Annotated in this window: 12 protein-coding genes; 5 read left to right on the plus strand and 7 right to left on the minus strand. The window is 34.7% G+C overall.

Going from position 1 to position 8763, the window contains the following annotated elements:
- The coding region (locus V6256_RS14060) for a DUF2971 domain-containing protein (RefSeq protein ID WP_341598857.1) at nt 1-716 on the plus strand (716 nt) is incomplete at its 5' end.
- A 129-nt stretch (nt 717-845) separates the two neighbouring features.
- Nucleotides 846-1538, plus strand: a complete 693-nt coding sequence (locus V6256_RS14065; RefSeq protein WP_341598858.1) for a hypothetical protein — start codon at nt 846-848, stop codon at nt 1536-1538.
- Between the two features lie 95 nt (nt 1539-1633).
- On the opposite strand, the gene V6256_RS14070 is transcribed toward V6256_RS14065, so the two are convergent.
- The 7 genes from V6256_RS14070 to V6256_RS14100 all read right to left on the minus strand — a co-directional run bounded on the left by V6256_RS14070 (nt 1634) and on the right by V6256_RS14100 (nt 7028).
- Nucleotides 1634-2290 (minus strand): hypothetical protein, encoded by a 657-nt coding sequence (locus V6256_RS14070; protein WP_341598859.1) that lies wholly within the window; start codon nt 2288-2290, stop codon nt 1634-1636.
- Nucleotides 2287-3045, minus strand: a complete 759-nt coding sequence (locus tag V6256_RS14075) for a site-specific integrase (RefSeq protein ID WP_341598860.1) — start codon at nt 3043-3045, stop codon at nt 2287-2289. Before V6256_RS14075 ends, V6256_RS14070 begins: the two co-directional genes overlap by 4 nt.
- A 124-nt stretch (nt 3046-3169) precedes the next feature.
- Nucleotides 3170-3418: a hypothetical protein gene (locus tag V6256_RS14080; protein WP_341598861.1), complete on the minus strand. Its 249-nt coding sequence runs from the start codon at nt 3416-3418 to the stop codon at nt 3170-3172.
- A gap of 610 nt (nt 3419-4028) precedes the next feature.
- A complete protein-coding gene (locus tag V6256_RS14085; protein ID WP_341598862.1) occupies nt 4029-4316 on the minus strand; it encodes a hypothetical protein in 288 nt (95 codons plus the stop codon).
- Nucleotides 4309-4959, minus strand: a complete 651-nt coding sequence (locus tag V6256_RS14090) for a nucleotide-binding protein (RefSeq protein ID WP_341598863.1) — start codon at nt 4957-4959, stop codon at nt 4309-4311. The genes V6256_RS14085 and V6256_RS14090 overlap by 8 nt, the downstream gene beginning before the upstream one ends.
- Nucleotides 4960-6031: 1072 nt before the next feature.
- Nucleotides 6032-6553: a hypothetical protein gene (locus V6256_RS14095; RefSeq protein ID WP_341598864.1), complete on the minus strand. Its 522-nt coding sequence runs from the start codon at nt 6551-6553 to the stop codon at nt 6032-6034.
- Between the two features lie 73 nt (nt 6554-6626).
- The gene (locus tag V6256_RS14100) at nt 6627-7028 is read right to left on the minus strand and encodes a hypothetical protein (RefSeq protein WP_341598865.1); all 402 of its coding nucleotides are present in this window, start codon (nt 7026-7028) and stop codon (nt 6627-6629) included.
- A 528-nt stretch (nt 7029-7556) separates the two neighbouring features.
- On the opposite strand from V6256_RS14100, the gene V6256_RS14105 reads away from it, so the two are divergent.
- From V6256_RS14105 to V6256_RS14115, 3 genes are all read left to right on the plus strand, one after another.
- Entirely contained in the window at nt 7557-7862 is a 306-nt protein-coding gene (locus V6256_RS14105; RefSeq protein ID WP_341598866.1) for a type II toxin-antitoxin system RelE/ParE family toxin, read from the plus strand.
- A gap of 81 nt (nt 7863-7943) precedes the next feature.
- The gene (locus V6256_RS14110) at nt 7944-8243 is read left to right on the plus strand and encodes a HigA family addiction module antitoxin (RefSeq protein ID WP_341598867.1); all 300 of its coding nucleotides are present in this window, start codon (nt 7944-7946) and stop codon (nt 8241-8243) included.
- 73 nt (nt 8244-8316) lie between these two features.
- Nucleotides 8317-8460, plus strand: a complete 144-nt coding sequence (locus V6256_RS14115; RefSeq protein ID WP_341598868.1) for a hypothetical protein — start codon at nt 8317-8319, stop codon at nt 8458-8460.
- Nucleotides 8461-8763 lie beyond the last annotated feature (303 nt).

An 8763-nucleotide genomic window follows, 5' to 3' on the forward strand; every position in this document is an offset into this window, starting at 1 on the left:
CATTAAATAATAAAACATTAGGTTTTTCTAATTTAGTAGCTCTAAATGATCCATTTGAAGCTTCATACAGTTATGTTCATTATTTCAGTTCTACTGAAAGATTTAACAATTTATCAAAAAATAATGTTGAAGAAGCGAAGTGTATAGAGAGAGTAAAGGGAATTATTGACTCTGAGTTGAGTAAATATGTAGTTACGTGTTTTACGCGAACACCAAATGAACCTTTAATGTGGGCCCATTATGCAGAACAACATAAAGGGGTTTGCTACTGTTTTGATAAGACTCAACTTTTTAATGGTGAAAGTTATAAATATAGTGATATTCAATATTCTAATCGTAGAGCAAAAGTAAGATTCTTTGAAAACAGTACTACGAAAGAAGAGTTAAAATCTCAGCTAGGTGATGTAATCTGTTCTAAGTCTGATGCTTGGTCTTACGAAAAAGAATTTAGGTATTATGCACCATCAAAATCACTTATACATAACTTTGAAGCTAAAGCTTTAGTAGCAATAATTTTAGGTTGTAGGTTTAACAAAGACAATATTATAAAAATTAAAACTCTTATTGATAATTACAACAACGAAAACAATCATATAGTGAAGTTGTATTACTCTACAATGTCAGGGTCGTTATATGAAATGGTTATCCAAAAAATGGACGTTACCAGTGATGATACTCGTTATGATGTCGTTTCTAATGAAGAACCTATCCAATAAAAAGATGCTCATAGATTCACTCTTGATAGTGAATACTTGGCCATTTGTGATGTTTTTATAAAAAATAAGATAAAAAGTAGTATTATTAAATAATTAACTTAATAAAAAATTATATAAAAAAGAATTTTTATGAAAAAGATAATTATTTCTTTTGTTGTGTTTTTCTTTAGCTCATATTCAGTAGCTGATTGGAAAGTCACATCGAAAGTAGATTCGATGACTGATCAAATAAAAAAAACTGCTGAAGTTAATAATCCATTAGGTCATAAATTTTCAATATATAGATTGTCTAAAGGTGGAAAGGTTTGGGCTAATTTCAAACTTTCAAATGATGTGTTCGATCAAGTTGATTGGGAAAGACCCCCTATTTTTAGAGTCGATAAAAATGAACCTACAAATTTACAAAGTAAAGTTAAGCTACAAAAAATGGGGTTCAACGCTTATGACTGGTCGCCTAAGTGGGTTAATTTTCTAATATGGCATGGGAAAAGTGAAGAAGGTATTTCTGTTGATTTAGGGCTTATTATGAAAGGTGATACTATATTATTTAGGTATTACTTAAGCACAGGAGGATTTAAAGAAACTACTTTTTCTTTAAATGGAGCTTCTGCAGCTATTAGTGAGGCTATTGATATTGAACCTAATTTATTATCTTCGGCTCCTCTACAAATGACGAAAGAATTTAAAGAAGCATATGTAGCGGAAATAAAGAAATGTACTAAAACTAAAAACTTTGTGGGATGTGCTACACCGGTTAAAGAGTGTAAAAGTAAATTCGAGAATAATGTGGATAAATTTCTTTTGTGTACGAAAGAATTATAGTAAAAAAAGACTATCTAATCGGTGCTATGCTTCCTATTTTAATATAGCATCGCAGGTTTTTAATTAAGATCTCACCATTAATTTTTACTATAACTTTACTTACTATTGTTATGATAGTTTTTAGCTAGTTCAAGTAATTTTGCATATGTGAGACGTGAACCATCAGGAATTTTCCATTCGACCTTATCTAGGTACTCTACGATTATTATTTTTTGCCCACTGAGTCGATCTCGTTGAGATAATTTACTATGGTTTTTACGATCCTGAGCATTGAGGCTGTGATTGGTTGCTTTGTTGATACGTTCAGCCCTAGTAAGTGCAACCGTCGCACGTTGCTCTTTATCTAGAGCATCCTGAGTCATTATCTCTATCGAGTTTCTTTCCCAGGCAAGTTCTTTCTGTATTTTTTGAGTCATTTTCTTTTCAAATTCAGATTTAGACCATTTTAGTTCTGCGATCTGTTTGTTCAAGTCTTGTTTTTTTTCTGATAGTTGTTGGTCGACGAAGCTTTTGATAAATTCAGATATTAGGCTTCCTATCGTTACTATAAGGAGGATAAACAGAGCGATATAGAGCCATATTTGCCATTGGTACCATAGAGTTTTTGCTCCGTTGGCCAATAGCTTTATATCTTTCTCATTTGTCAGATCTACTAGCCATATTTTTTCATTTGGTGCTAGGAAATCAAGAAAAGGAGAGCCGAGGGCAAGACCGGCGACGATTAAAATTAGTGCTACAAAAGCCCACTTCATCGTAGATAAACTTCTGTTATTTCTGGTCTGAAGTGACCTAGCTCCTGAGATACGCACTTCATTACATCTAACCTAGGAAGATTATTTGCGAGCTGTTCATATCTGTTTTGTGCGTAGCTGTGGCGTAACCCATGCGCACCATTACTATATCCAAGGGCACGATCACTTGCTTTACTGAATGCATCTGAAAATCTATGTCCTGCTGCAATATCGTAGCTGCTCTTGTAATTTATGCCCCTGTCACTAACATTTTTCGGTACGTCTAACTTTCGCAACTCTAATCTTGCTGCAAGCTGGCTAGGGATTCGCACTTCACGGATTAATCCTCCTTTCCCTATTACAGTGTAACACTTTGTTTTTTCGGTCATGTTAGAAAACTTATCAGGATGAACCTCTCGTGGGCTTGGTTGAACCTCTCCTGATGGTCTCAGTGTGTACAGTTCATGGGCTCTGAGTCCCGCTTTATGGCATATTTCAGTTGAAATCGCATGGCGGTCTGTTTGGTGTTCAGTGATCCTATGTACTTGCTCTGGTGTGTAAGAACGTGATTTTTCAATAGTTTCTAGTTCAGATTTTACAACATCTAAATTTTCTTTAACTCCGAGTTTGTGCGTGACATGCTGCATCATACATTGTAATGCCTGTCGGTCCATGTCTACAGTGCTCTGAGAGTTTTCAGAAGCCCTTAGTTCCAAGTAAGATTTTGCATCTTCTGGTGTGAGGTCTCGTAAGCCGCCCATTCGGTTTTCTTTCATGTAATCACAGCAAATTTTTAGTTGCTGTTCATAGTTTCTGACAGAGCCAAGAGATTTTATTGCGTTGCCCTGTATCTCTTTCATAACTGAAGCTGCCTGAGATTCTGATTTGGCAAAATGTCCTCTAGCCATTACGCGTTATTCCAATTGATTTTAAATAGCGTTGTATGGTGCTGCGTGCTGCTTTTTGTCCATGCGATTGGTGTAGGTATATGGAAATCAGATCGAGAGAGTAGCCGTAAATGTACATTTTTGCGATCTCATTGCGAAACGGCTCAAGCTTGGAAGGACGCTTGGTGTAGTTACGGCCATTGCGGAGCTTCCTTTCTTTTTTTGCAGATTCACCTGCAGCTACAGGATCAAAGTCAGCCATAAAAACTCTCTATTACAATGTGATTTTAATTTGTAAGAACTAGCAAATGCTTAAATGCATTTGACGGCTATGCCGTTCGCCAGATTGCTACTTTTCGATTAGCAGGTTGACTGTTCTACCTATTTCGTTCACATCACGCAGTGAAAAACGTTGTTAAACAACTCTATTGGCATTCCCATTCTTTGAGATCGGGCTGTCGGTTTAACGTGGCGACAGATGTATTGTTAACTAGGGCACATACCCCCAAAGACACGAGACGAATTTAATAACTCTACCTGGTTAGACGGTGCTCGGAACAACGTGAAATCCATATAGGATTTAGGCTTGCCACAAGGGCTTAAGAAATTCCATTCTAATCCGATTCATTGTATTGATGCAATATTTTTTTGTTGCGCATATGTTGTTGCGTTAAATTGCTTATTTCCATCTTAAGCCCCGCTATGTATTGAATCCTTAGGATTCTACATAGCGGGGCGTTGCGCTCAAAAATATTTGATTCCTTGCTGCTATTTCTCACGGTGTCTCCACCGCATAGCTGCTAGGTTGAAAATGTTTTTTTGGTTTTTATGGCCGAGTAAATGATTACTGAACAATTAAATGTGAATTTAAATTATTTACTCTTAGCGTGTCTTATTGCAATTTTCCTTAGGAAAGTTGCTAGCGGTAATCCTTCTTCTTGAGCTGATTCAGTTAATGTTTTTAACTCTTGTTCGTTTAATGGGACTTGTAATATTTTGCCGCCTAGTTTTATTTTCTCACCTGTTTTTGGGTCTTTATAACTTGCTCCTCGTCTGTTTTGAACATTCGATTCTATTTCCCCATCGACTTTTGCATCTTCAATAAATTTTTTAGTAGCTTTCTTTTTTGCTGTTATATCTCCAAATGGATTTTTAGCCATTTTTAATTTCCTCTAGTAATTCATTAAAAACATTTCGGGCATCATCACCTGCTTTTTTATCGTATTCCCACTCTAAAACACTTTGCCCAGATTCATCTGCATCATCCCAGGCGTTAAGATTTCTAGTTGTGTGTTTTAAGGGGTTAAGTTCTAAAGAAGAAAGAAGTGTTTTTGCACCTAAAACTCTATAATTTTGGCTTGGTAATGTAGGCGCTTGTGTTATTACAGAGTAAGTTTGTAACTTTGAATTTATAGCTTGAGCCATTTCAATTATTTCAGCCATTGCAGGGGCTACTTTTAGGTCCCTTCTTTTTGCTCTAAATGGTAATAGAGCAACATCCGCTACAGTAAGAGCTGAACGCATAGCCTTAGAATCTGCTCCGCCACAATCAACAACGATAGATTTATATTGCTCTTTTAAAGTTTGTAGCTGTTTTGTGATATTTCCTGTTAGCTCAATACATAGAATAGGTGGCAAATCGGATTCACTTCTTTCACCCGCCCATTCCGCAGATGTTCTTTGGGGATCTGCATCTATTAACAAAGCATCAGTGTTATGGTCTAGTTTTAAATAAACAGCTAAAGATTGAGCTATGCTGCTTTTACCCGCTCCACCTTTTTCATTACAAATCACATATATCATATTAAAAACCTTATTTTATACGTAAATTATACGTACTGTATATATATAGTATACGTATAAAATAATAAATCTATCAATATTAAAAATATGTATTCTATACGTATACTATATATATAGTATACGTATAGAATATGTATTCTATACGTATAAAAATTTATTTTATTACTTAATTTAAATGGATTTATTGCTCTCTGAGGGAACTACGAAGTTATTGATATTGTTCTAAAAGAACACTGGGGAAGTTAATTTTTTTAAAAGGAAAAAGGGCTTTTATTTTAAGCAATTAAATAATATCCTAAACACCAGATGTGAAAAAGCCGCGTTGGTAGCGCGGCTATTTCGGCATTTACAGAGTTCTTAGGGGAACTAGGTAAACTTAAGACTTACCGCAATTTTAAACATTCCCCTGAGAAAATCAAACTGTATCTGTCTATATTTCGTTTGGAATCATGATGTGAGCTTAAAATAGTTCTATCTTGGACGGAATGAACTGCATCCACCAGTAAGCAAGGGGTTCTCAAATACTGGCGTAACGGATCAATTAGCAAACGACGTAATACGGCAGGTTATAGGCATAGCCACTTATAGCCCTAGAAAAGCCAAATGAACCGCATTTAAGCGGGTTTATCAGAAAAACTGATAGATATACCTAATTGATTGTCATCGACGGAGAGGGGCGTTTAGAAGCGTATCTGATGGCACGTAGGGCTACCGAAAACACACGAAAAAATGTGATTCGCTACTCGACAAAAAGAATAAAAATACCCTATTTTTGGGTAGGGGTCGGCGTAGCCGAAAACAAATTATTACTAGCTTTTTCTTTTGGTTCCGCGTGGGGTCTTACGCGGTACCATGCAACGTAGGCGCAAGTATAAAGTAGGAGCTTGCGACTTCATTTTCTTCTTTTAGGTTTTAAAAAAATAAAATCATTTATACGCTGTTATAGCTCTTATTATTGTTTAGTTCGTACTAATGCGAAGACCTATTTTATTTCAAAAGTAGGCGAATGCTGACGGTCCTTAGTTACACTGTAACTTTGTTGCCATGTCGTTTTCCTAAAGGTCTATATCTCTTAATTAATGATGTAATCAACTTTAGTATTTATTTTTTTCCCATGGTCATAACTATAAATCCAAACTTCGCAACGAGCGTTATAGTCGATAGCTGTTGTTAATACTCTACTACATTCTCCTGTTCTGGTATTACATTGTACGAAAGACGTTTCTTTTTGATATTGTTGTTCGTTCGTTTTAAGTAAAGGGACAAAGTTATAATTTTCTTCTGCTTTTGCATCAAACCTTAAAGTTCTTCTATTCGTTGCTTCGATATAATGGCCATATCCGGTATTGCGCTTAGCTTTACATATCAAATCAAAGGTAGCCTCCCCTTTAGGCACTTCATATACGCGATTCAAAGATTTGTTTTCCGGTATTTCTATCCCATTAACGCTAAACAGTTTAATGTCACCATTACCTTTATTCGAAAGAAGAAAAACTGTAGCTTCATCTTCTTTTGTTAATGCTGGGTTTATTTTATATCCGACACAGCCGGTTAGCAGAATTGGTAGTAGTGATAGCGCAATTAATTTTTTCAATGTATTTCCTTATTTAATAATTAAACATATCGGTTATTTATTAGGACCTTTTATCGCGGGTCAGCCTGAATCTTTACTTATTAGAGTTTTTAAAGTCTTCGATATTGGCTGTTGAAATGAGTGCATTTATTATTTCTATTTTTGTTTTTCCAGATAATAAAACCAATTCGTCTAATTTAGCTTTGTTTAACTGGGTTATTTCTACCTGTAATCGTTCTGCATTACATCTTTTTTGGTAAACCCTCATTGCGGTAACTAATCTTCTTAATCCATTGTCGCTTAGTTGTACATCCATAAAGTGCTCAATCTCATGTTCACTCGGGATCAGGTTCTTTTTTAACTTTTCATAAGCACGAACCGCTACTTTTAGATCAAAAAAAGAATCATTTTTGCCGTCGGTTGTTTTTGCTATTTGGTTATCTAGCCAATTTAGTTGAATGTGATGATCGGTTTTTAATAATTCTGATTTTTTCATTGGGTTTTCCTTTTCTAATGGTTAATAATTACAGTGTAACTGTGACACACATAAAAACATATAGTTACACTGTAATTATTTTTTGACTTGTGCCTGGTAACTTTTACTTTTAAGCATTTCATTAATTTTACAGGCCCAAACCCGATCACCATTAATCATCTAAAATTAGCCGGTTATTGGTTGTAAAATTACAGGGGATAAATAAGGGGTAAACTGATGCTTTAAGGTGTTTTTTTTGAGTATTTGGTTTTGATTTTTCGGTGTAACTGCTATTTTTAATAGTTAAAATGTCTATTTAACATAAGAGTCATTTTGTGCATTTATTTTGAAAGATAACTTCAGGTTTAATTTAACAACCACTAGTTGACACCTGCAACGTTACGGGTTACGATTAGTTGTTGCAATATAATGGCCCTATGTGAAATAAAGAATATTCAATAGTTAGGCATATTTGAAACAACTTTAACTAAAGGAATCACCTATGAATAACATTAAATATTTTACTAATCACAAGCGGAGGGCCTCAGTTTGGCTATTAAAAGTTTCTCTCACAAAGGACTTAAAAAATTCTTTTACAACGGTGATGAAAGTGGATTAAATCCTAATCACATTACAAATATTGGGTTTATATTGGATGCTGTTGAAGCATCACATCACCCAGCAGATTTGAAAGCTATTTACCGAGATAAATTTTCAGAGAAAAAAGGTTCTGGAAAAGGGGTTTATAGTTTAGAAGTAAACGGTAATTGGCGAATTACCTTTCAGATAACAGATGACGGAGCTGTTTTTCTTGATTATCTCGATTATCATGGAAAATCAATAAAAGCTCGTTAACTTGATTATGGTCTTAAATTAAAAATAAGGCCGCCTTTACTTAAGCTCTTCACCTAAAGGTGAAGAGCTTTAGAGGATAATATGAAAAAAATGAGAAAGCCTTCACATCCAGGAGCGTTTTTCAAACATACGGTTTTGGATGAAAGAAATATATCTATTACATCAGCAGCGGCTAGTTTAGGCATAACTAGAAAAGCATTAAGTGAATTTGTAAATGGTAAAGCTAAATGTTCGCATTCTATGGCACGTCGTCTAGCTGAAGCAACAGGAACAGGTGTTGGTATATGGATAATGATGCAAGCAAATTTAGATACTTGGGAAGCAGAGAATATGGTTTTTGATACTGAGATTACTCCTTTTAAAGTTAGACGTTTTGCTTGATTCAATTATCTTTCGAAAATTTTAAAGCAATCTTTTAGTTAGTATCTAGGAGATAAAACAGAGGAATTACATTATGTCACTTAAACCAGGTCCAAAGCCAATTGCTAAATCAACAGGTAAAGTAGATCAACGTCGACGTGATAACAAAGATACACCAGGAAATACTCCTGCATTAAAACCATCGAAAAAAAATGATCTATATATTTTAATCGTATAGACAAAGGCTACCTAAATGGTGGCCTTTTTTAGCGCCTGAGATTTCCTACTTTAAATTTTATCGACCAATTCACTGTAGATTTTAAATTAAGAACATATAAAAACTTACACCGTAACTTTATCTTTTGTGGTTATGATAGTTTTTAGCTAGTTTAAGCAATTTTGCGTATGAGGTGTAAATGTTTCCTGCAGTAAGTTTTGACGATAAAAAAATTTTTAAATATGGCTTATTTAGTGATTTAGAGCGTACATTAAATAATAAAACATTAGGTTTTTCTAATTTAGTAGCTCTAAATGATCCATT

Origin of the sequence: Psychromonas aquatilis (genome assembly GCF_038155185.1) — a bacterium.
GTDB classification, from domain to species: Bacteria; Pseudomonadota; Gammaproteobacteria; order Enterobacterales; family Psychromonadaceae; genus Psychromonas; species Psychromonas aquatilis.